Here is a 21,778-nt window from a genome sequence, read left to right on the forward strand (position 1 = left end):
GGTTACCGCTGATTTTTGAGAAGAATCCAGCCCTGGCGCTGCTCGGAAGTGCGGGTAACAGGGTCCGTCCAGGATACTAAATACCAATAAGTACCGGTGGGCACCGCCTGTCCGGCGGCGGTTCCGTTCCAGGCCGCATCTGCTCCGGAATCAGCCTGATACATTACATTTCCAAACCGGTCGGTGATGGTTAACTTTACATCATTCATACGGTCGAGATAATCGATTTTCCAGACATCATTTTTACCGTCGGCGTTGGGTGTGAAGGCGTTATTAATTTTAATAAAATAAACGGTTTTCGGCGGACCGAAACAGCCAGCTGCAGATTTTACCTGGATTTCGTAGCTGATCGGTTCCGGATTAAGGAGGACATGGGAGTTCTGCGGCTTACCATTAAAATAGTAAGTGTACGGCTGGGTGCCGCCTTCGGCAGTCACTTCGATGGACGTATTGCTTTGTTTAATGGCGGTTATCTTCGGCTGGTTACGATCCGAAGGTGTGAACGGATATTCAGTGACACAACCGTTTTCATTGATGGCTACCACTTTATATTCATACCCAAAGTCAATGTCAGCATAAGACAAAGTGAGCGAATCACCGGATGTGAGCAGATCGCCATTCGGCGCAAGCCATCTGATTTCATTGAAATCGGAGTCGTTCGGCACCTGAAGCCAAAGAGTTTCGCCATAGCAGATATTAAGATTGCCGGAGAGATTGAGGGTGGTGGGCGTGTTGACAATTAAATTTACCGGAATTACCACCGGACAAAATCCTGGTTCTTCAACCTGAATATAAATGATCTGGAAAAATGCGGTTTCATTGGTATAAACAGAGGGAATCGGCTGAGTCAGTGAAGAATCCTTGTAGTACCGAAACGTTGCACTTTGAGCAGAACTTATTTCAAAATGCAGTGTTTTTAAATCAAATTCTGTGAAGCCGTCACTGTCAGCATCACAAAGCGGATATTTTAAATCATGGTTTAGAACAGGCGTAAGGCTTCCATTTTCGAAGGTAACAGTTTGCAACGTGCTTTTACATCCTGTCGCTCTATTTTCCATATAAAACTTCAAGTCAAACGGGAGAATCGAGACAGAAAAATCACCCGATAACTCATTGCCGTTTTCATCGGTGAAAATAAAATCTTCAGGGGTTGAGATGGCTTTAGATTTAAAATCAGACAGTGCATAAGAGGTCTGACCGCAAATTATGATGGAGGAAATTTGCGCGACGGGAATTTCTTGATACTTCAGATCAAACTGAATGATATCTGAACAACCAGTAAGATTATTAGTGGTATTATAAATAAACTGCATGTAAGGCTGTCCGCGCAAGTCGGGATTATAATTTTTCCACTCGGCTTCATCTAATTCAATACCGTTTTCGTCAAAATACTTTGTAATCGTTTGGTATGGAAAACTGCCAATATAATCGTGAATATCAGTCGTTAAGTCAAAGGTTCGCTGGCCGCATGCAGAAAACTTCTGCTCCGGTGTTTGCTTAATAAGTTTTGGAGGATTGTAAACCACTAAATTAAGTATCGGTGGATCCTGCGCAAGACATCCCGTCGCCGTATTTTCTATTTTTACGTAAACTTTTCCTTTGCCTCTGTACTGCAGATCAAATATCTGATCCGTCATAGCTGTATCTCTATAGAACGTCACCAGAATATCCGGACCGTATGTCAGTTCCCGCTCTGTTATTTCTAAATCAAAATATTCATCGTCACTCCTGCAATGCGGCGGAAACTCCGTATATGGACGCACCTCTACTTCAGGGTGGTAGTTAAACTTTAGAGTAAAAACAGATTCACAGGTTACATCAGGATGTTGGATTTTCACCAACACCTGATCATGAGCCGCTAAATCAATTTGCTGCAGCGCTGAAAACGTGTTTCCATTATCAATTGAATACAGGAAACTAAAATTCAGCTCATTATATCTGCTTTCAAAACTACTTAGGCTATAAGTAGGCGTGCCAATACAAATATTATTCGATAAGACAACCTCACCATCTGCGGGCGTGCTTAGCAAAACCACTTTTAAAGGAAAGTCCTGGGTGCAGTTTGCTACGTTTTGTGAGGTTACTCTCACAGTTAGCTGAGCCGGTTGATTTGCGACAAGAAGATACTCCTCGGGATTTTGAATCAGGGCATTTCCTTCAAAAAACTCCACCTTGTACTGCGCCGGATTTGTGGGATAGTAGTCAATAAGATTAATTAGTCGCTGGCTTTCGCCAGAGGTTGCGCAGAGGTGATAAGATGATGGATTGAGAGGCGGAAAATCACTGGCCAGCGTAACGGTTTCAGCGTCAGACTCCACATAGCAACTGCTGTTAGTTTTACCAACCCGGACAAAATAATTTCCGTTCGCAGTCACCGTAACTTTATTCGAAGTGGAAGAAAACGGGTTGGCATCGCCGGCTTTATACCATGTATAGGTCATCCCGGTGATGGCTGGTGTTTCCAGTGTAACACTGCCGCAGGTTTGATTTTGAATCTGGATTGCTGGCTTTTGCAATTTGTGAAAAACAACTTCACCAGTTTGTACGACGCTCGGATCTTCCGCATAGGTAACCTGCACTTTAAGCTGATCACCATCCAGTGGCTCGAAGCTGGGGAGTGCAGCTGAGGTTGCACCAGGTATTTCGACATTGTTGCGTAACCATTTTACCTGTGGAGTGAGTTGTTGCTTAGGAGTGAACAACCACGCTTCAGAACCGGAGGTAAAAGTACCGTTATTATACGGAGAACTGAGTTCGTTATTTATGGGCCAGCGCCCTTTGGTGGCATCTGAGTTTTGCAGGCCAAGAATCGCATTGCTATTACTGCTGGATTTAATAACTTTAATAATGATTCGCCCGTCTTCTAGCAACACAATCTGGTTGCTTAACGGGCTTGTATATCCTCCACCGACTAACCTTTCGTTTATATTGGTAAAACTTACGATTAAAGCAGTCTTGCCTTCATAGTTGGTGTCACCATAAGTTATTTTATCATAAATAGAATCACTGTTATATTTTAACTCCGTAAAACCGGCAAAAATGTGAGCAAGATTTAAACTCTGTGCCGGGTCCAAGGTATTTACTTTATTATATTCAATAGACGGAATTTTATACTGGTTTGATTGCCCCAGATTTCCACTATGTACCTGATCTGCATAAATATTATTCTGTAATAGAGACAATTCACTTTGCTCACCGAAGACCAGCCGGCCATTTGAACCAACGACCAAATGTGAATAACTTTTCCCAAAATAACTGAAGGTAAACGGAATTGGTACAGATTCGCTGAAATGGTCTTCTCCTATTTTATTTTTAAAAGGAACCGGGTTGGAACGGTTACTAATGTTGAAAGATGAAAGGCTGGTCATCGCATAATCCCCGGTAGAAGTCGCCGTTGCGTTCACTTTTACATGAAAGGTTTCACCGTTACAAAACAATTGTGGCGACGATAAAACACTTCCATCATTTGCGTTCAATATGGAAATATTCTGCCCGTAAATCGTTGAAATAAATAAAAATAAATAAAGCTGTAAAAACCGATACACCGTCTTTTTTTGTTTAAAAGTATTGTTTCTTTTCAAATGAACCTGTAGACCTAACGGCATAAAAGCTTTTATTAATACACTTTTTCCGAATTTTCTTTTACATTTGTGTAAATCTTGAATTTTATGAATCAGCTCTTCCGACGAAAACAATACAGTGAAAGTGGCCATTCTTCCGGCCTGGTGCGTGCCCTGGGAATGTGGGATATTGTTTTTTTCGGGATTGCGGCGATTATCGGGGCCGGAAGTTTTTCCTCGCTGGGTGAAGCTGTTTTTCGTGGCGGACCGGGCGTAATTGTGCTCTATATCATCTGCGGGATCGCCTGTGGTTTTACGGCCTTATGCTACGCGGAATTCGCCAGCCGTATTCCCACGGCAGGTTCTGCGTACACGTATGCCTATGCCAGTTTTGGGGAATTAATGGCCTGGATCATCGGTTGGGCGCTGATTATGGAATATTCTTTTGGGAATATATATGTAGCGTTTTCGTGGTCGGATTATTTTACCAGTTTTATGGGGAGAATTGGCGTGCACATTCCGGATTATCTGACCTGCAGTTACACGGAAGCCAGGAAAGCCATGCTGGCCGGTTCGCAAAACCGCGAATTGCTGAGCGCCTGGAAAAATGCACCAATGCTCGGCAATCTGCGTGTGATTTTTGATCTGCCGGCGCTCGTGATTAACGGGTTAATTACCTGGCTGGTGTACATCGGCGTGCGCGAATCAAAGAATTTCAATAACCTGTTTGTCATCTTAAAGCTGTTTATTATCCTGCTCGTCATCGCCGTAGGGATGGCTTTTGTGGATACGGATAACTGGCTGCCGGTAAGTACAGTGACCGGCGAACCTTCTTTGATGCCCAATGGTTTTGCCGGCGTAATGAGTGCCGTTTCCGGGGTGTTCTTTGCCTATATTGGCTTTGATGCACTCAGTGTTCTGTCCGAAGAAACCAAAAATCCGCAACGCAATCTGCCACGCGGAATGATTATCTCGCTTATTCTTTGTACCGTAATTTATATTATTCTGACGCTCGTGCTGACCGGTATGGTGGATTACCGGCGCTTTGACGGCGTGGGCGACCCACTGGCATTCATCTTTGAAAAAACCAATGCCAATATTGCCTGGATGGAACTGGTGGTTTCACTTGGTGCCATCGTCGCAATTACGACTGTACTTTTAGTGTTCCAGATGGGCCAGCCGAGAATCTGGTACGCTATGAGCCGTGACGGTCTGATGCCGAAGAAGTTCCTCACCATTCACCCGAAATATAAAACACCTTCTTTCGCTACCATCATTACGGGAATCGTAGTAGGAATTCCGATCTTTTTCACCGACAAAAGCTTTATTCTGGATTTTACCAGTATCGGGACGATCTTTGCCTTTGTACTGGTTTGCGGAGGAGTTTTGCTGCTGCCGGCCAAGCAAAAACTGCCGGGCAGATTCCATCTTCCCTACATCAGCTCCAGGTTTGCATTTCCGGTTATTTTCCTGGGCGGACTGATCTTTTTCTACTTCTGGCAGCCGGAATTTTTCGCCAATCTGATGGATTGGAAGGACCCGAACGAAGGTGAATTCCGGATTTCAATTTTCTTTTTTATCATCATTAATATTATTCTGTGCATTGTCACGCTGATCAGAAACCTTTCCCTGATTCCTTTGCTGGGGCTTAGTTCCTGCCTATACCTTTTAACGGGGATGACGCATGATAACTGGTTTTATTTTGCGGTTTGGTTTGGAATTGGTTTGGTGATTTATTTTGTATATGGCTACCGTCACAGCAAATTGCGGGCGGAGCAAACTGCAGAATAAATGATGACAAAGAATTTTAAAACCTTCGACGAATTTTATCGTTTTTACCTGACACAGCATCAGCACGCCGGCACGCGGATGATGCATTTCGCGGGCACGCTTGTAATTTTGACCGCGGTGATTTATGTGCTGCTTACCGGCAAAACTAAGTTCCTGTGGTATATTCCCATCCTGGGTTTTGGGCTACAATGGCTTTCACATTTCATGTTCGAAGGAAATAAGCCTGTGATGATGCGTTACTTCTTCCCGGAAGTTATGGCAGATTTCCGGATGTTCTGGGAATTGCTGAGCCGCAAACAACATTTCCGGTCACAAAAAAACCCGGCGTAAGGTCCGGGTTTGTTTCTATTTTTTCATAAAAGTTTTTCGTTCCGCTTCGATGGTTTTATCAACCGCTTCACGAATTTTTCCGGCAGCATTTTCGTATGCAGGCGGCGTATTCCATTTTCCTTTAATGACAATTGACTGCGCTTCGGGGTTCGAATAGTAGAGCGACTGGTCATCCAGGTTTACCACCTTGGTGTCGATATAGGCAAAAGCTGCACGACCAGTTTCAATCATGCTGTAATAGCTTACCATAATCCCCCAGTTCATATTCACAAAAATAACATTATCTACATTATATTTGTTTTTCAGGTATCCAAGGTCATAAGTACTGTACTTTTTACCTTCTGCTTTTTCACCTTTAAATTTGCTTGCATTTTTTGCATCAAATTCTTCGTCGATAACCACCACTTCCTGTCCACGATCACGCATTGCCTGCACATATAAGGTAATCAGATCCTGTTTTGGATTAATCTGTCCCTTCACATAATCGAGCAACGTCTGGTACTTATCGCCGGAGGTTACTGCCAAGTCCAGCAACCCTTGGGAACCTTCCCGGTATTTCTGGGGCTCAGTTACATTCACAAAAATCCCCACCTTGCCGGGTTTCTGTAAATAATCTTCGTTCATCGGCACTTTAACCGCACAGGAAACAGTCATCCACAAAACGGATAACAGCATTAAATAATTAAGTTTTTTCATTTAAATAAATTTCGCCAAAAGTAAGTTAAAAATGAATATGGGAACTATATTATTTTTACATTCTAAACTAATTTTAATTAATTAAAAATGGCAACCTCTTTTCGAAATTGCCAATAATATATTTTAAAAAAGTAAAAATTTTAGTTCCGGTCACGTCGCTGATCATCATTGCCCAGTTTATTATTCTGCAGATCATCCATTTTCTGGGTGGCTGCCATGGAAACCATTAGATCGTTTAGCAAGGTGCTGGCAGAACTTGGCGAGTTTGGCAGTAAGACAAGGTTGCTGCGGTTATTCCCTCCAATAGCCTGCAGCGTATCATAATGCTGTGTCACCACGATCAGAGCGGAAGCTTCCTGCGCATTGATATCTGCAGCATTCAGCATTTTCACCGATTCCTCAAGACCTTTGGCGATCTCCCGGCGCTGGTCTGCAATCCCCTGCCCCTGCAATTTCTTGGATTCAGCCTCTGCTTTTGCCACGGCAACAATCCGGATTTTCTGTGCTTCGGATTCATATTCAGCAGCGGTTTTTTCGCGTTCCGCAGCGTTGATGCGGTTCATGGCGTGCTTCACCTGCTCATCCGGATCAATATCGGTTACGAGTGCTTTGATGATATCATAGCCATAACTCTGCATCGCGTCCTGTAATTCGCTTTTCACCGCGATGGCCACATCATCTTTGCGCACAAAAACGTCGTCGAGTTTTAATTTCGGAACCTCTGCGCGCACGACGTCGAAAACATAAGAAGTAATCTGATTTTCGGGATTCTCCAACTGATAAAAGGAATCTGCCACCTGGCCCTTAATGACCTGATACTGCACAGATACTTTCATTCGCACAAATACATTGTCCAGCGTTTTGGTATCAATGATGACATCGAGTTGCTGAATCCGCAAATTCACGCGCTTGGCAACCTGATCAATAAAAGGAATTTTAAGATGAAGCCCGGGATGACGCACAACTAAAAATTTACCCAGCCGTTCCACCACCGCAGCCGTTGCCTGCTTCACCGTGAAAAACGATGCAAAAAGGACTACCAGTCCGAAAAATACTATAAATCCAAGAAATGCCATATAATGATTGTTTAAAATTTTAAATATATTTCTGCTAAAGATACTGGATTTACATGGTCATTCCAATATCAATTCCTTTTATTTTACGATATAAATCGGTGGCAAAATTATCCGTCATCCCCGACACGTAATCCAGTACGCCAAGCACTTTCTGGTAGTCGCTTCCCTGTTCATAGCGGAACTGCTCCGGCAATAACTTCAGCGCCATTTTATGATATGATTTCTTCTGATCTTCGAGCACAGCAGGAACGAAATGATCCAGGAGTTCGTACATTACATTATAACCCGCATTTTCGATTTCCACTACGGCCCGGTGATTGTAAATTTTATCAAAGGAAAAACGCTCAATCTCCGCAAGCGCCTCACTTTCTTTTTTAAATATATCCAGCAAACCTTCGGTTAAATTACCCGCAACAATCGTTTCAAAGTTACTGCAGTAGAGGTGAATGCTTTTGTTAATGAGCGCATTGATCACCTTGGCGCGCAAATAGGAAACCCTTTCATTGGCATTGCGGATCACGGCCAACTTATCGGTAATCTTTTTTTCTTCCGCGGGATTCACCGCACAGATCAGATCTGTAAAAAGATTTTCACAATCTTTGGAATGCACAATGCCCAGCCGGTGCGCATCTTCCATATCAATGATATTATAGCAAATATCATCTGCCGCTTCCACGAGCCACACAAACGGATGACGCCGGAAAATAACGGGCTCGGTACTTTCCTGTTGTAAGCCTGTTTCGGCGGCAATGTGCAGAAAGGTATTTTTCTGATCCTGAAAGAAACCAAATTTCTTGCGGTGCAGTCTGGATTTATCACGCGCCACCGCTTCACAGGGATATTTGGCAATCGCGGCCAAGGTGGTAAAAGTCAGCTGCGTGCCACCATCGTCTTTTCCGGTTTGCTGATGTGTCAGTACACGGATGGCGTTGGCATTCCCTTCGAAGTTAATTAAATCTGCCCATTGTTTTTCATTAAACTTATGTTGAAACTGGGATTCATTCCTTTCGAAGTAGCTGGCGATGGCATCTTCTCCGCTGTGGCCAAACGCGGGATTACCCACATCGTGGCAAAGGCAGGCGGCGGCAATTACATTATGCAACTGGTGGCGGTAAAACTCCGCGGCGTCTGCAGAAATATCCTGGCCGTAATTTTCTACAACAAATTCACCGGCCAGTGTGCCGAGACTGCGACCGACTGAAGCTACTTCCAGGGAATGTGTAAGCCGGTTGTGCACAAAGACACTGCCGGGCAGCGGAAATACCTGGGTCTTATTTTGCATGCGCCGGAAAGCAGAGGAGAAAATAATCCGGTCAAAATCCCGCTGAAAATCGGTGCGTGACACCCGGGTGGCCGAATCGGTACCGGTACGACGGTGGTAAATGATTTATTTAAATCCATAGCACGTCAAAAATACGGGATTTAAGATGAAGAAGTTTTTAATTTATTTTATACTTAAATACATTAATAATCAGAACTATCGGATTAAAACTTCTTTTTAAAACATGGCAATACTTTAGTGGGAAACGCTGCTGCTTACTCAAAAAACAAATGTTAAAACCTCCCTCACAATTGGTTCTGCTCTAATTTATCGGTATTATTGGCAAAATTTAATTTTAATGAAGAAAAAGTACTTTTTTATTTTAACAATGTGTTCGACGATGGCCTGGTCACAGCAAACTATCTCATTTGAAACATCGGAAGGGTATGCTTTAGGGGACCTCAACGGCCAAAACGGCTGGACCGTTACTGAAAGCAGCGATGGTTTTATCACCAATCAGATCATCACAAACGAGAAATCGAAAGACGGAAACTATTCTTTTAAAAATGCATATCTGGATGGAACCGGCCCACAATGGGTTCCTATTATTGGCGCTGAAAAAACTTTTCCGCAACCACTCGATCACAGAAACACCACCATTTCGTATGATTTTCTGTCACCCGAGCAAGACGGCGCAGATTACGAATTTGCTGTCTATGCGATCAACGAGCAGGAAGAAACGTTTGACATTATGACGGCGGTCGGATTTCAGAATGAAGGGAAAATGTATTTTTACACGGAACCTAATTTTGACGGATATGTTCGTATGGATGATGTTACATGGCAGCCAAACCAATGGTACACTATGGAAGTGCGCTTTACCGCTGATAAACTCATTTATCTGCTGAATGGAACGCAAGTCCTGGAAGCACCAAATACCAGTACTTTTGATTTGATAGGCTTTACTTTATTGCATAACAATTATGGTGGCGATGCTTATTATGATAATATTAAAATCAACAGCCAGCCGCTGGCCGTTCATGACCTGACTTCTGCTAAGATAACGGTATATCCGAACCCGGTCGAAAAGACACTTCATCTGACTTTCCCTGCGAATGAAAAAGCCGTGGAAATCGCGGTCTACAATACTGCCGGTCAGTTGCTGCATAAGGTTGCAGGCGCAGACACGGTAGATGTTTCAGCTTTTGCAAAAGGAATGTATATCATCATAGCCAAAACAGATAAGAACCGATCTTACCAGACAAAATTCATCAAAAAATAATATTAAAAAACGGCCGCTCGAAAAGAGCGGCCGTTTTCTATTTGTAGTACGAACGATTAGTTCATATAACTTTCAATCGGAGCACAGGTACAGATCAAGTTTCTGTCACCGTACGCTTCATCCACACGGGAAACCGAGGCAAAGAATTTGCGCTCACGTACCCATTCCAGCGGATAGGCCGCTTTTTCACGGGAATATGGTTTATCCCAATTATCTGAAATCACCAGCTGTTCTGTGTGCGGTGCGTTCTTTAGCACATTGTTCCCAAGATCAGCGCCGCCTTCTGCGATTTCATCAATTTCTCTTTTAATAGAAATCAAAGCTTCCGCGAAACGGTCGATTTCCTCCTTGCTTTCGGATTCAGTTGGCTCGATCATCAGCGTACCGGCTACCGGGAAGCTCACAGTTGGCGCGTGATATCCGTAGTCCATCAAACGCTTGGCGACATCTGCCACTTCAATCCCCAGAGATTTGAACTGCCGGAAATCCACGATACATTCGTGTGCGACACGGCCGTTTGCATTTGCATACAAAATCGGGAAATGCTCAGACAATACTTCTTTCAGGTAATTGGCATTGAGGATTGCGTGTTCCGTAGCCTTCTTCAATCCGTCGGTTCCGAGCATCTTAATATAAGCATAGGAAATATTTAGTACCAAAGAAGAACCGTAAGGCGCTCCTGAGATCGCTTTAATGGCTTCCGAACCGCCGGTTTCAATGTTTGGATTTGCCGGCAGGAAAGGCACCAGGTGTTCTGCCACGCAGATCGGCCCTACACCGGGACCACCGCCACCATGGGGTATCGCAAAGGTTTTATGGAGATTCAGGTGACAAACATCGGCGCCGATATTTCCCGGAGAGGTAAATCCAACCTGTGCATTCATGTTGGCACCGTCCATGTAAATCTGTCCGCCATGCTCGTGAATCAGCGCGGTAATTTCTTTAATATTATCATCGAAGAAACCGTAAGTAGAAGGATAAGTAATCATCACCGCACCTAGATTTTCACTGTGCTGTTCTGCTTTCGCTTTCAGATCCTCGAAATCGATTTCACCGTTTTCCAGGTTTTTCACCACGACCACCTTCATGCCGGCAATCACTGCAGAAGCCGGGTTAGTGCCGTGCGCCGACTGCGGAATCAACACAATATTACGATGTGCTTCCCCACGGGATTTGTGGTACTCGCGAATAACCATCAGGCCGGCATATTCACCCTGCGCCCCGGAATTGGGCTGCAAGGAAGTTCCCGCAAAACCGGTAATTTCAGCCAAGTCCTTTTCCAGTTCTTTAATCAGTTTCTGATAACCCTGCGCCTGCTCCACCGGCACAAATGGATGCACACTGCCCCACTCTGCCCAGGAAAGCGGTAACATTTCGGTGGCTGCATTCAGCTTCATGGTGCACGAGCCCAAAGAAATCATGGAATGCGTGAGCGATAAATCTTTGCGCTCCAGCCTTTTGATGTAGCGCATCAGCTCAGTTTCTGTGTGGTATTTATTAAACACCTCTTCCTGAAGAATCGCATCAGTACGAAGGTTTTCTTCCGGAATCTGAAGCTCCTCGCGGAAATCCAGTTCGAAACTTTCTTTATTCTTAAATGCTGCTAATGCGTTAAACAACTGCTGAACTTTTTCCTGCGTAGAAGCTTCGTTTAACGAAATGCTGACAATGTCTTCGGAGAAATAATTCAGATTAATTCGCTTTTCTTCCAGCAATTCTTTCAGTTTTGCTTTATCTGCTTCCGGGAGCGTAAATTTAACGGTATCGAAGATCGGTTCATCGGCAATCTCATATCCTAACTGCTGAAGCCCGTTACGAAGTGCTACCGCTTTATAGTGAATTTGTGACGCAATGAAATCCAGTCCCTGCGGACCGTGATATACGGCATACATACCGGCCATTACAGCCAATAATACCTGTGCCGTGCAAATGTTTGAAGTTGCTTTTTCACGTTTGATATGCTGTTCACGAGTTTGGAGCGCCATTCTCAGCGCGCGTTTCCCGTACATATCCTGAGACACGCCGATGATTCTGCCGGGAATATCTCTTTTATAGCTGGATTTACAAGTAAAGAAAGCAGCATGCGGACCACCATAGCCCATCGGAATGCCGAAACGCTGGGTCGTTCCAACGGCACAGTCTGCCCCCATATCAGCCGGTGATTTCAATTTCACCAAAGCCATCGGGTCACAGGCAACCGCTACCTGCAGATCATTGTTTTTATATTCTGCAATCGCCTCCGTGTAGTCGATGATAATCCCATTTTTACCCGGATACTGCAACAATACGCCGAAAAATCCTTCGGACGTAGATACAGTTGCGTGATCGGCGACAACAATTTCAATTCCCAATCCTTCCGCTTTTGTCTGCAGTACCGCAACAGTCTGGGGCAACACCAGGTCTGAAATTAAAAATTTATTGGCACCCGCTTTTTTCTGGTCACGGCTGCGGCTTTCAAAGAACATGTGCATCGCTTCAGCAGCGGCAGTAGATTCATCAAGCAAAGAGGCATTGGCCAGTTCAAAACCAGTCAGATTGGCAACAACGGTTTGGAAGTTAAGCAGCGCTTCCAGTCTGCCTTGTGCGATTTCTGCCTGATAAGGTGTGTATGCGGTGTACCAGGAAGGATTTTCCAGGATATTGCGCTGGATGACACTTGGCAGGATGGTATTATGGTACCCAAAACCAATGTAATTGTCAAACATCTTATTTTGGGAAGCAAGGTCTTTGGAATGTGCCAGCATTTCGTGCTCGGATAAAGCAGGTGTAATGTCCAGATCCTGTTGCAGGCGAATGGAATCGGGAATGGTTTGTGAGATTAATTCTTCCATTCCGGAAACGCCTGTGCGGTCCAGCATCGCCTGTGTGTCGGCTTCGTTCAGCGAAATGTGACGGTTAACAAACTGAGTAGTATTCATATAATTTTACTAGATTTTTCTGCTTGGAAAAGGTTCGTAAAAATACAACTAATTCAGAGAAGATACAATGCAATATGGCAGCACTAAAGATGCTGAAAATCATTTCTTTTTTATTTTGACTTAGTCTAAATAACCTTTATATTTGCACCATGAATTTGCAGATTATCCCCTTCAAAATACAACCGCTCGCGCCGGCGGTTTCCTGGTCCAAAGAAATGATGTGCGGCAAAAAGAAATGCTGTAAAAAATTTAAGAAAGGCAAACGGTGCAAGAAATGCCCGGGCCGGCTGAAGATGGAATAATTCTTTAAGCAGAAGTGAAGAACTTCCAGGCAATAATGAGCAACACAATGACCATAAAAATTCCGAGGGTCATTTGTAAAACTCTGGGCATGCCGGATGGATTGGTGTAAGACGGACGTTCCGGACGAAACATTTCTTCCACTTCGCTTTTGAACTGTTCGGTTTTATTTTCAAAAACTTCTGTGATCGTGATTCCCTGCACCACCGTTTTATTCAGCAGCGTGTTTGTTGCATGCAGCAGCAGCTGAAATTTCCCATCTTTGAATTCAGTAATCCTGATGACCCGCTCGCCATATCCTTTTTCGAGGCCAAAAGGCAGCACTTTTACGACATCTGCATTTTGGGTCTGCCAGGTAATAATCACTTCCTCGCCTTTTTGTACCCGGATTTTATTCACTGTAAATGATTTGATCACCGGTGGCAAAGCCGGACGGTAACTGCGTTGTTCGTGGGCTAAGTTTTCATCATAAATTCTCCGCTTATCGGTGTCATTCAGCATTTCATAGGCTTCCTGCGCTTCCCGGAACCGGTCTTCAAAAAATTCGTCCCCGGGATTTTTATCGGGATGGTATTTCAGAGAGAGTTTACGATAAGCCTTTTTTACTTCTTCAGCAGAAGCATTTTCAGGAATACCGAGAAAATAATAATAATTCTTCATTCAGGAAAAAAGGCCGGCAGCTCGGATGATTTAGGATCACCGGAATTTGATTACAAATTTGCGCATTAATCTCTTGTTAAAAAAACGAAGGTAAAAAAATTACAGTTTGCAAACCGGAGCAAGGTCAGATTTGTTCAGACTCGGCAATTTGCTTCAGCAGTTCCAGGCCTTTATTAAACCCATCCATGATACGTTCATCATAAATCTGGTAGGTATGAACCACAATCCGAAGTTCGGTGAGGCGCGGTTCTATTTCTCGCAGAAAATATTTTTCTTCAATTCCGCTCCACTCCATTACCGGCTGGCTTTTAATGTCGACCACGCCGTTCTTATAGGTTCCTAAATGCTGAAAAATTACTTCTTTCGGTTCCTGCATCTGCTCAATGGTGGAAAAAAGGCCGTTGTTTTCATCATCTAAAAAAAGAGTGGTTCCGCCCAGTTTCCAGTCGCTTTCAATTTTGGTAATCTTTCCGATGTACTGTGTCCATTGCCGGTAGGTTTCCGGTGACCATAGCAGTTTCCAGAGTTCCTCGGCGCTCGTTGCTATTCGGATTTTAAATTCCAGTGTTTCCATGTATAAACTTTAAACCAACTTCAACAAACACGTTGCCAATGGTAGTTTTAGAATAATCTTAGGTTAAATTTATTGCTAACACTCTATTTAGAACTCATATTTTTAACCTAAAAGTAAAGAATAGCCGCAAGCGCAAGAACAGAAATAGCAACCCACAGAATCGTTCCCTGCACCACCGGCCTATGACCTACCGCTTTTAATAATGTCCAGGACAGGCCACTGCCGATCAGAAACAAGGTTAAGGTTAAGCCGGCTTTAGAAATCATTACGATATACGGGCTGATCGTCTGCACACCCGGTACGTAAGTATTCACCAAAATGGCCACCACGAAAAGTCCGATGAAATAAGGGATTTTGATTTTCGCATCCTTGCTTTTAAAGATTCCGGCACTTATTAAGGACAAAGGAATAATCCACAGTGCCCGCGCCAGTTTTACGGTGGTAGCCACCTGCAGAGCTTCATCACCATATTTCGCTGCGGCACCAACCACAGAACTCGTATCATGAATGGCGATCGCGCACCACAGGCCGAAATCATTCTGTGACATGTGCAGAAAATGACCGGCAGCCGGAAACACAAACAGCGCGACACTATTTAATATAAATATAACACCTAAGGCAACGCTGACCTGTTTTTCATTGGCGCGAATCACCGGCGTTAAGGCAGCGATTGCACTTCCTCCACAAATGGCCGTACCGCCGGAAATCAGGTAGGAAATAATCTTTTCGATTTTTAAGATCTTACCCAGCAACAACCCGAAAGTTAAGGTACCAAGAATGGAAACAACGGTAAACATAAATCCCTCACTGCCAGCCTGTAGCGCTGCCGTTACATTCATGCCGAAACCGAGACCAACCACGGAGAACTGCAGCAAGAAATGAATAGACCGTTTCGCCAGTTTTTCATACGGGTGACGAAGCACCTGCGCCACGATGATACCCATCAGTAAAGCAATCGGTGGCGAAACGTAGGGTGTGAGGCAAAACACAGCGAGCAGTATAAACAAAAATCCGGACCAACTCAGGGTGAGATTTGATGATATCTTTTGCATAAAATAATTTTATACAAAGCTCCGAAATGCAGTTGCTTTTACCTAATACAAGTAGCTATCACCAATAACTACAGGTTATGGGGGAGGTAGTTAAAGAACAGATTTGCGAGCGGGTTTCTGTCCGCTTTTTTACGAACGAGATAGAAATATCGTTCGATGACGAGATCTTCCACATCAACGATTTTTAACGTATTATTTTTCAGTTCCTTCACCATTGCGGCTACTGAAAGAAAGGCGAAAGCATCTGAGTACAGGAGATAGTTTTTTATACTTTCGGTGTTCTCCAAAACAATTTCCGTGTGGAAATCAGAACTTTTTAACTGATGGGAAGACAGCCCTTTGTGGATGACCTCCAGCGAGCCCGAACCTGCTTCTCTCCAAACCATTGGAAAACGCCGAACCTCTGAAAGTGTTACCGTGGGATTCACCGGATTGGAAGCACGCGTACAAAGCACAATTTCATCCCGCAGGAAAGGCTGATACTCCAATTCCGCGCGGCGGCTGTTGCCCTCCACAATTCCGATATTGACAGAGCTATTCTGCAGCAGTTGTTCTATCTTTTGGCTGTTCCCAGTGGAAAGTTCTGCCTGTACCGAGGGATGGTCTTTTCTGAAAGCGGCCAGAAATTCAGGTATGATATATTGCCCGGCCGTAGAGCTGGCACCGATTTTCAAGACGCCGCCCTGCTGATTTTGTAAAGCGGCCATTTCAGCGTCCAGCTGACGGTAGCGTGAAAATATTTCACCTGCGTATCTCAGCAACACCTTTCCTGCCGCCGTCAGGCGGATAGAAGAGGCACTGCGGTCAAACAACCGGACCTGATACTCTTTCTCCAGTTCGCGGATGTGCCGGGACACGGCAGGCTGCGAAATATCCAGCTCGTCGGCAGCACGGCTGAAACTCAGGCGCTGCGCCACAGTATAAAAGACCTGTAACCGGTAATCCCGCATATCTTAACATGTGAAAGCTGAAACTACTGTTTCAGCCCGTCGGTTCATTATTAATAAAAGTTATTCTGCTGCTGTAGCTTATTTAGCATTTTCAACATGCTTATGAAAGCGGTCCAGGATCGCATACCAAGCCATCCGCTGCATTTCGCGGGAGTATTTATGTTCCGGCTCAAAGATCTGCACAATTTCTGTCATTTCCGGATCCAGCTCATTGAAGAACACTTCCACGGTGCGCCCGTCGGTGAGTTTTGTTCGTACATATTCCTTTTCTCTGATTTCCTCGATCGTGCCGGCAAAATCATATCCGTAACTTTTATCCCGGTATTCCATGCGATAATTAAAGTGGCCACCCACCCGGAAATCAATGGAAGCTTTGGGACAATGCCACTTGGGTGTTGCAAAATTCCACTTCATAATATGCTTCGGATGATAGAAATAATCCCAAACTTTCTGCAACGGTTCCAATATTGTAATTTTAATAGTAATAGGTTCCATTCTGATTGTTTTCGCTAAAAATACAGAATATTTTTTAAATAACCTATAAGCTATTGTGTTTTTACACGCGGAATGCTTACTTTTCCTCCAGGTATTTCTGCAGGTGATACAGCAATCCGTACCAGGTATCATACTCCATACTGCGCATATTTCGCGGATCCGGCTGAAACTCAGTATTGATCACGGTAGTTGACGGATCTGCCTGCCGCATGGTGGTTACCGCTTCGCGGCCATCGGTAAGGCGAAGACTTATTTTGCGCTGTGGTTCAATCTCTGTAAAAATCCCTTCAAACTCTCGCGTGTAATCGCCATTGTGTTCGATTTGATACAGGAAATGCCCGTCCACCCTGAAGTCATGCTCGGCTTTGCTGCACTCCCAATCATCGGTAGGACGAAACCATTTTTTGATTTCCTCTGTATCAGTGTAGGCGTTCCAGGTCGTTTCGAGCGGTTTCAGTATTGTAATTTCCAGCTGAATAGTTTCCATAAGTTTTATTTAATTTAATATAGTACAATGCTCCTTTTAACTGTGCATAACCATACTAAAAACCTTGCCATTTCCGGGCAAGGTTTATTGTTGAGTACTTTCTGCAGTACTTATTTCACTGCTTCCAGCGCTTTCTCATAATCCGGTTCCTGTGCAATTTCCGAAACTTGTTCGGAATATACTACTTTGCCATTTTCATCGGTAACAATCACCGCGCGGCTCAGCAGGCCTTTCATCGGGGAATCGGTTATAGTTACACCGTAATCTTCGCCAAAACTTCCTCGGAAATCGGAAAAGGTTTCCACATGATCCAGTCCCTCTGCAGCACAAAAACGCTTGAGCGCAAACGGCAGGTCGCGGGAAACATTAATAACTACCGTATTATCCAGGTCGCCGGCTTTTTCATTAAACTCACGAGCAGCTGCGGCACAAACACCGGTATCAATACTGGGGAAAATATTAAAAATGATTTTCTTGCCGGAAAACTCATCCAGTGTTCTGTTTTTTAAATCTGTATCTACCAGTTCAAAAGATTTTACGCTGGTTCCGTTTTCGGGAAGTTCGCCGGTAGTGGTAACCGAATCGCCGTGTAATGTAATTTTTGCCATGATATTTTTTTTAAATGTTCTTCAAATATAAGGCTTACAGCGCAGAAAAGCGAGCCAACAGCCGTTAAACAATTCTTAAAATATCAGGATTTAATCTTGACTTCTCTAAGTAGTTCAGCCAGTTCCGAAGCTTTCAGAAAGCCATTGTACCGAAAAATAACCTTGAGATCGGGGGTTAAAATAAGCAAAGCCGGATAGCCGGCTTCGCCCTCCTGTTCTGCTAATTTTGCAGCCAGCTCATGGTAGCCGCTGCCCACACCGGTCGGTTTATATTCGTACAGCTCACTTCCAAAATAAATAGGCTGTTTTTCCGCTGCATCCAGTTTTGCAAAATAATAATCCTCCGTCAGCAGCTTTTTAACCTCAGGATTATTAAAAGTAGTTTTCTGCATGGCTTTGCAGTAATTGCACCAATCCGTATGCAGAAAAAGCACCACTGGTTTGGATGCTTTCTGCGTTTGCTGCACTACGATCTCCACAGGATGCTGCTGCGCCCTGACTGCCGCGGAAAACAGCAGCAGGAACAGCAGGTTTCGTGTTAAATGAAAACAGCGATTTTTCATACTTTATTTAAAATGATATTTAATTCCCAGAAAACCGCGGATGCCCTGATTGGGTGCATACACATATTCCGGGTCAAAGGTTAATTTATATGGGTTGTCCGGTGTCTGGATCACCTGGCCATCCGGACCGAAAACGACGTTGTTATCAAAGGGGTCTTCTGTTCGTGCAATGATAAACGGATTCCCTTTGTTCGGTGTCCAGTTCAAAAGATTTTTTACACCCGCATAGAATTCAAAGTTCCTCCTGCCGCCGTAGGTAAACTGGATATTCTGAATACTCCACCACGGTGAATACGGCTTCCGCGGGTCCAAATCACTCAGCAGTGGCAGGCGCATCGGGCTGTAAATATTTCCGGTGTAATCAATCGTAAGCTGCCAGGGCTGTATTTTGTAGGATACCGCCCAGGTTCCCATAAACTTCTCCGTCAGGATCTGGTGCGTAGTTTCTCCTTCGGTGGTAATGGTATTTTTCATTAAGGTTGCGCCCAAAATAAACTTCAGGCCGTTGGCAAAGTTCAGATCGGCATTTAGGGTAAGTCCCTTGCTGATGGCGTGACCGTCGATATTATTATAAATAATCTTGTTCGGATCCGTTTCGTAATCCGGCACAATTCTGTTCGTGAAATACGTAAAGAACGCAGACGCATCCAAACCGATCATACTGCCGGAATCCAAAAAGATTTTTTTAATATAATTCAGGTTGACGTTATACGACTGCTCTGGTTTCAGATCGCTGAGGATTTCCACCTCGCGCGCACCAGTTAGCGCGGCATGTTCTTCCGTGAAAAGGTTCACCACCCGGAAACCAGTCCCGGCATTGAGGCGGAAGACATCGCTGTGATTGAGTGTCCATTTGTAGGCAACTCTCGGCGTAAAGATATTTCCCTGAATGCTGTTGTAATCATATCGGGCGCCCAGCAATAATTTATGCCTTTCTGCCAGTGTAATTTCATCCTGAATAAATACACCGGGCAGGAATGTTTTTTCCGGCTGATTTACGCCATCTGCATCAGAAGTACCGGGCGTGTTATCATCATAATACGTGTACCGCAAGGCTGTACCCGCAAGCAGGTCGTGGCGGCCGATTTTTTTATCCCAGGTTAACTGACCAAAGGCAATTTTCTGGTTGGCAATATAGGATTCGGTGCCATAGCGACTGTCCTGATCGTGGTTTACAAAAGAAAACCCAAAGAACATTTTCTCATATACCGGCAACTGGTAATTCCCGAAAACTTCGGAGCGGCTGGTGTAAATACTTTCACCATATACCTCATCACCACCGCGGTAGGATTTTTTCCAGTTCATTTCACCGCCCCACCGGTCTTCGTACATATAACGTCCCGCTATGCTGAACAATTTGCTGTCGCGACGGTTAAAATTATACTTCTGGTAGACGGAAATGCGATGCTGCAGGGTGACGTCGGTGAAGTTGTCATTATTATTATCAATCGGATTGCTGTAATTGTAGTAGTTAATTCCCGTCAACACATCTACATTTTTGCCGAGGCTAAACTTAAATCCTAAATCGGTGTTATATTCTCCCCAGGTGGTCGAAAATAAATCGGCGCTGAATCTGGGCGCGGTCTTGGCGTTTTTGGTTATGATATTAATTAAACCACCTACTGCTTCACTTCCGTACAAAGAAGAAGCCGGCCCTTTCACAACCTCTACCTGCTCAATGAGTGAGTTCGGAATCCCGGATAATCCGTAGACCGTTCCCAGTGAGCTGACGATGGGCATACCGTCAATGAGAATTATGGTGTAAGGTCCTTCCAGGCCATTAATGTGAATATCGCCCGTGCTGCAGATATTGCAGTTCAATTGCGGCCTCACGCCGTTCACATTCTGCAAGGCATCAAATATATTAGGCGTCGGGTTTTTCTTAAAGTAAGTCTGCGAATACACTTCCACGGCTACCGGGCTTTCGGATCTGCGCACAGCTTTCATTGTACCCGTAATCACAACATCTTCAATGTCCGTGGCTTTTTCATTTGACTTTAAATTAATATCTAAAGCCGCCTGCTCATTTTCAGCAACGGTGATGGATTTACTGAAAGGCTGGTGACTTTCGATGCGCGCTTTTATTTTATAAGTCCCGGCGGGAATACTGTCAAAACGGTACAGACCCTCATTATCAGTAAATGTGGCATAATCTGTTCCGTCTAAAAAAACACCCACTGCTACGTTAGGTTCACCTTCTGCAGTTAAAGTGCCGGAAATAGAAGAAGTCTGCGCCTGAAAAATTCCGGCGGTTGCCAAAGCCACTACAGAGAACACTACTCTTTTCATATAAAACTATCATTTTACGTTTCAAATGTAAAAGTAACAAGGTTAGTATTATCTAACAATTATTTTTAATTATAATATTTAAAGTATTTTATGATTATAAGTCAGAATAAAAACAACAAAAAAGCAGCTCCGAACGAAACTGCTTTTTTTTATATTGTTAAGGCTTACTGTGTTATGCCTCTTCTTTCTTGCCGCCGAAGAAAAATTTAATAATAATCGGGAGGGTGGTAATCAGCACAATGATGATAATTATCATCTCCAGATGTGATTTCAAATCAATATCAAACTGATTTTTAAATAAAGCATCCAGATAATGCCCGGCAAAAATAAGCGAGAATGACCAAAGCACCGCACCGATGATATTATCAACCAAAAATCTTTTTTTATCCATTTTCACAATTCCCGCAACAATCGGCGTGAAAGTCCGTACGATAGGAAGGAAGCGCGCCATAATCACCGCCAGGGCACCATGTTGCTCAAAAAAATCATGAGCCTGGAAAAGGTATTTCTTTTTAAAAAGGAAAGAATCTTCTCTTTTATACAGCGCAGGACCGGCCTTAATGCCAAACCAGTACCCAATCTCGTTTCCGATAATGGCTGCGAGCGAAACAGCTGAAGCTAAAATGGTAGTATCGAGCAAATCACTGCCGGTGGAGCCGAAAGTTTCCCTGATAATATCGACGGCATAAATACCGGACACAAAAAGAAGACTGTCGCCAGGTAGGAAAAAGCCGACAAATAAACCCGTTTCTGCAAAGACAATAAATAAGATGAGCCAAAATCCACCCATCTTAATATAAAACTCCGGATTGAGTAAATCCTTCCAGCTCTCGAAATTTTCCATACGCGCAAAGATAATAAAAGCGGCCGCCGGCCGGGCGTGATA

General features: G+C 44.0%; 17 protein-coding genes and 1 pseudogene. 3 read left to right on the forward strand and 15 right to left on the reverse strand.

Annotated features, from left to right (window positions below; all coding sequences use genetic code 11):
- Nucleotides 1–2: 2 nt before the first annotated feature.
- Nucleotides 3–3,476 (reverse strand): T9SS type B sorting domain-containing protein, encoded by a 3,474-nt coding sequence (locus MVI27_RS00960; RefSeq protein WP_246958790.1) that lies wholly within the window; start codon nucleotides 3,474–3,476, stop codon nucleotides 3–5.
- Between the two features lie 192 nt (nucleotides 3,477–3,668).
- Here MVI27_RS00960 and MVI27_RS00965 point away from each other — a divergent pair, with 192 nt between their 5' ends.
- Both MVI27_RS00965 and MVI27_RS00970 read left to right on the forward strand, forming a co-directional pair.
- On the forward strand, nucleotides 3,669–5,351 hold the full coding sequence (locus MVI27_RS00965; protein WP_246958791.1) for an APC family permease: 1,683 nt from the start codon (nucleotides 3,669–3,671) through the stop codon (nucleotides 5,349–5,351).
- The gene (locus MVI27_RS00970; RefSeq protein WP_246958792.1) at nucleotides 5,352–5,681 is read left to right on the forward strand and encodes an Mpo1-like protein; all 330 of its coding nucleotides are present in this window, start codon (nucleotides 5,352–5,354) and stop codon (nucleotides 5,679–5,681) included.
- A gap of 15 nt (nucleotides 5,682–5,696) precedes the next feature.
- Here the strand turns inward: MVI27_RS00970 and MVI27_RS00975 are convergent, their stop codons facing one another.
- The 3 genes and pseudogenes from MVI27_RS00975 to dgt form a co-directional block, all read right to left on the reverse strand.
- Nucleotides 5,697–6,377: a hypothetical protein gene (locus MVI27_RS00975; protein ID WP_246958793.1), complete on the reverse strand. Its 681-nt coding sequence runs from the start codon at nucleotides 6,375–6,377 to the stop codon at nucleotides 5,697–5,699.
- A 140-nt stretch (nucleotides 6,378–6,517) separates the two neighbouring features.
- Nucleotides 6,518–7,453, reverse strand: coding sequence for an SPFH domain-containing protein (locus MVI27_RS00980; RefSeq protein ID WP_246958794.1), 936 nt, complete (start codon nucleotides 7,451–7,453; stop codon nucleotides 6,518–6,520).
- Between the two features lie 49 nt (nucleotides 7,454–7,502).
- Nucleotides 7,503–8,854 (reverse strand): annotated as a pseudogene (gene dgt, locus MVI27_RS00985) (dGTP triphosphohydrolase).
- 218 nt (nucleotides 8,855–9,072) lie between these two features.
- Between dgt and MVI27_RS00990 the strand changes: the two are divergent.
- Entirely contained in the window at nucleotides 9,073–9,996 is a 924-nt protein-coding gene (locus MVI27_RS00990) for a T9SS type A sorting domain-containing protein (RefSeq protein ID WP_246958797.1), read from the forward strand.
- A 56-nt stretch (nucleotides 9,997–10,052) separates the two neighbouring features.
- On the opposite strand, the gene gcvP is transcribed toward MVI27_RS00990, so the two are convergent.
- The 11 genes from gcvP to MVI27_RS01045 form a co-directional block, all read right to left on the reverse strand.
- Nucleotides 10,053–12,914, reverse strand: coding sequence for an aminomethyl-transferring glycine dehydrogenase (gene gcvP, locus MVI27_RS00995; protein ID WP_246958798.1), 2,862 nt, complete (start codon nucleotides 12,912–12,914; stop codon nucleotides 10,053–10,055).
- A 306-nt stretch (nucleotides 12,915–13,220) separates the two neighbouring features.
- Entirely contained in the window at nucleotides 13,221–13,874 is a 654-nt protein-coding gene (locus MVI27_RS01000) for a J domain-containing protein (RefSeq protein ID WP_246958800.1), read from the reverse strand.
- Nucleotides 13,875–13,998: 124 nt separating this feature from the next.
- Nucleotides 13,999–14,448 carry an SRPBCC domain-containing protein gene (locus tag MVI27_RS01005; RefSeq protein WP_246958801.1) on the reverse strand — a complete coding sequence of 150 codons (450 nt, stop codon included), beginning with the start codon at nucleotides 14,446–14,448 and terminating at the stop codon, nucleotides 13,999–14,001.
- A 107-nt stretch (nucleotides 14,449–14,555) separates the two neighbouring features.
- The gene (locus MVI27_RS01010) at nucleotides 14,556–15,500 is read right to left on the reverse strand and encodes a YeiH family protein (protein ID WP_246958802.1); all 945 of its coding nucleotides are present in this window, start codon (nucleotides 15,498–15,500) and stop codon (nucleotides 14,556–14,558) included.
- 68 nt (nucleotides 15,501–15,568) lie between these two features.
- A complete protein-coding gene (locus MVI27_RS01015; RefSeq protein ID WP_246958804.1) occupies nucleotides 15,569–16,450 on the reverse strand; it encodes a LysR family transcriptional regulator in 882 nt (293 codons plus the stop codon).
- 78 nt (nucleotides 16,451–16,528) lie between these two features.
- Nucleotides 16,529–16,945 carry an SRPBCC domain-containing protein gene (locus MVI27_RS01020; protein ID WP_246958806.1) on the reverse strand — a complete coding sequence of 139 codons (417 nt, stop codon included), beginning with the start codon at nucleotides 16,943–16,945 and terminating at the stop codon, nucleotides 16,529–16,531.
- A 76-nt stretch (nucleotides 16,946–17,021) separates the two neighbouring features.
- Complete coding sequence (locus tag MVI27_RS01025; RefSeq protein WP_246958807.1) at nucleotides 17,022–17,432, reverse strand: SRPBCC domain-containing protein; 411 nt, start codon at nucleotides 17,430–17,432, stop codon at nucleotides 17,022–17,024.
- A gap of 110 nt (nucleotides 17,433–17,542) precedes the next feature.
- Nucleotides 17,543–18,040 (reverse strand): thiol peroxidase, encoded by a 498-nt coding sequence (tpx, locus tag MVI27_RS01030; RefSeq protein ID WP_246958809.1) that lies wholly within the window; start codon nucleotides 18,038–18,040, stop codon nucleotides 17,543–17,545.
- Between the two features lie 83 nt (nucleotides 18,041–18,123).
- The gene (locus MVI27_RS01035) at nucleotides 18,124–18,603 is read right to left on the reverse strand and encodes a thioredoxin family protein (protein WP_246958810.1); all 480 of its coding nucleotides are present in this window, start codon (nucleotides 18,601–18,603) and stop codon (nucleotides 18,124–18,126) included.
- Nucleotides 18,604–18,606: 3 nt separating this feature from the next.
- A complete protein-coding gene (locus MVI27_RS01040) occupies nucleotides 18,607–20,892 on the reverse strand; it encodes a TonB-dependent receptor (RefSeq protein WP_246958811.1) in 2,286 nt (761 codons plus the stop codon).
- 172 nt (nucleotides 20,893–21,064) lie between these two features.
- Nucleotides 21,065–21,736, reverse strand: a complete 672-nt coding sequence (locus MVI27_RS01045) for a DedA family protein (protein ID WP_246958813.1) — start codon at nucleotides 21,734–21,736, stop codon at nucleotides 21,065–21,067.
- Nucleotides 21,737–21,778 lie beyond the last annotated feature (42 nt).

It is taken from the genome of Chryseobacterium salipaludis, assembly GCF_022968825.1.
GTDB lineage: Bacteria > Bacteroidota > Bacteroidia > Flavobacteriales > Weeksellaceae > Kaistella > Kaistella salipaludis.

What these genes read in the sequence shown, in the direction of transcription:
- MVI27_RS01035 (WP_246958810.1), bottom strand. Translation starts at nt 18,603, where the DNA reads ATGAAAAATCGCTGTTTTCATTTAACACGAAACCTGCTGTTCCTGCTG.
- tpx (WP_246958809.1), bottom strand. Translation starts at nt 18,040, where the DNA reads ATGGCAAAAATTACATTACACGGCGATTCGGTTACCACTACCGGCGAA.
- MVI27_RS01000 (WP_246958800.1), bottom strand. Translation starts at nt 13,874, where the DNA reads ATGAAGAATTATTATTATTTTCTCGGTATTCCTGAAAATGCTTCTGCT.
- MVI27_RS00990 (WP_246958797.1), top strand. Translation starts at nt 9,073, where the DNA reads ATGAAGAAAAAGTACTTTTTTATTTTAACAATGTGTTCGACGATGGCC.
- MVI27_RS01005 (WP_246958801.1), bottom strand. Translation starts at nt 14,448, where the DNA reads ATGGAAACACTGGAATTTAAAATCCGAATAGCAACGAGCGCCGAGGAA.
- MVI27_RS00980 (WP_246958794.1), bottom strand. Translation starts at nt 7,453, where the DNA reads ATGGCATTTCTTGGATTTATAGTATTTTTCGGACTGGTAGTCCTTTTT.
- MVI27_RS01020 (WP_246958806.1), bottom strand. Translation starts at nt 16,945, where the DNA reads ATGGAACCTATTACTATTAAAATTACAATATTGGAACCGTTGCAGAAA.
- MVI27_RS01010 (WP_246958802.1), bottom strand. Translation starts at nt 15,500, where the DNA reads ATGCAAAAGATATCATCAAATCTCACCCTGAGTTGGTCCGGATTTTTG.
- MVI27_RS00965 (WP_246958791.1), top strand. Translation starts at nt 3,669, where the DNA reads ATGAATCAGCTCTTCCGACGAAAACAATACAGTGAAAGTGGCCATTCT.
- MVI27_RS01045 (WP_246958813.1), bottom strand. Translation starts at nt 21,736, where the DNA reads ATGGAAAATTTCGAGAGCTGGAAGGATTTACTCAATCCGGAGTTTTAT.
- MVI27_RS01040 (WP_246958811.1), bottom strand. Translation starts at nt 20,892, where the DNA reads ATGAAAAGAGTAGTGTTCTCTGTAGTGGCTTTGGCAACCGCCGGAATT.
- MVI27_RS00975 (WP_246958793.1), bottom strand. Translation starts at nt 6,377, where the DNA reads ATGAAAAAACTTAATTATTTAATGCTGTTATCCGTTTTGTGGATGACT.
- MVI27_RS00970 (WP_246958792.1), top strand. Translation starts at nt 5,352, where the DNA reads ATGATGACAAAGAATTTTAAAACCTTCGACGAATTTTATCGTTTTTAC.
- gcvP (WP_246958798.1), bottom strand. Translation starts at nt 12,914, where the DNA reads ATGAATACTACTCAGTTTGTTAACCGTCACATTTCGCTGAACGAAGCC.
- MVI27_RS01025 (WP_246958807.1), bottom strand. Translation starts at nt 17,432, where the DNA reads ATGGAAACTATTCAGCTGGAAATTACAATACTGAAACCGCTCGAAACG.
- MVI27_RS01015 (WP_246958804.1), bottom strand. Translation starts at nt 16,450, where the DNA reads ATGCGGGATTACCGGTTACAGGTCTTTTATACTGTGGCGCAGCGCCTG.